General features: G+C 55.7%; 2 protein-coding genes. Both read left to right on the top strand.

The genetic code is table 11. The features are described from left to right. Positions 1-71: 71 nt before the first annotated feature. Positions 72-374, top strand: a complete 303-nt coding sequence (locus AC07SU_RS30875; protein WP_494999268.1) for a transposase — start codon at positions 72-74, stop codon at positions 372-374. A gap of 26 nt (positions 375-400) precedes the next feature. Beyond that, positions 401-765: IS3 family transposase (locus AC07SU_RS30870; RefSeq protein WP_494999267.1), on the top strand; the 365-nt coding region annotated here is incomplete at its 3' end.

Below are 765 nucleotides of genomic sequence, written 5' to 3'. Positions count from 1 at the left end.
TGAACTGGCCTAATGATTTTGGACACTTCAATCGGGCGCTATGATGGCGCCCAAATCTGAGGTGTTTGGGTATGCGTAAATCTTATTCGAGTGAGTTCAAGCTCAAAGCAGCCAGTATGGTGCTTGATGAAGGCCAGCCGGTTCCTGAGGTGTGTGCCAGTTTGGATATCGGTCCCACAGCGTTGCGCCGCTGGGTCGATCAGGTGCGCAAGGAGCGTTTGGGCTCGACGCCGGTAGGCGCCAAGGCTATCACCGCCGATCAGCGGGAGATTCAGAGGCTCAAAGCTTTGCTCAGGGAGAAAGACCTGGACATCGAAATCCTAAAAAAGGCCAGTGCTCTCCTGCTGTTGGACGCCAAAGATCATTCACGCTGATCGATGAGCTGGACGAGCAGTACGGTGTGATCAGGTGTTGCCGGGCGTTCGGTGTCAACCGCAGCAGTTTTTACGCTTGGCGCCAGCGCCAAGGCAAAGCAAATCCTGAGCGGGATAAGCTCAAGGCCGCTCTGGTCAGGCATCACAAAGCATCGCGGGCTTCTGCGGGAGCGAGGACTTTGGCGAAGGAGCTGCAAGAAAAAGGGCATCGTATTGGCCGCTATTTGGCCCGCAACTTGATGCGCGAAACTGGGATAGCCAGCCGTCAGCGCCGACGCCATAAATACAAATCGCCTGGCGTGGAAGCGTTGGTGGCGCCACATGTGCTCAAGCGTAAGTTTGATGTCACGGCGGTCAATCAAGTGTGGTGTGGCGACGTGACGTACATCAA

Source organism: Pseudomonas sp. GW821-FHT05H12, from assembly GCF_059419385.1.
Note: the sequence above shows the minus strand (reverse complement) of the source record. Positions and strands in the feature narration are given on the sequence as shown.

What these genes read in the sequence shown, in the direction of transcription:
- AC07SU_RS30875 (WP_494999268.1), top strand. Translation starts at nt 72, where the DNA reads ATGCGTAAATCTTATTCGAGTGAGTTCAAGCTCAAAGCAGCCAGTATG.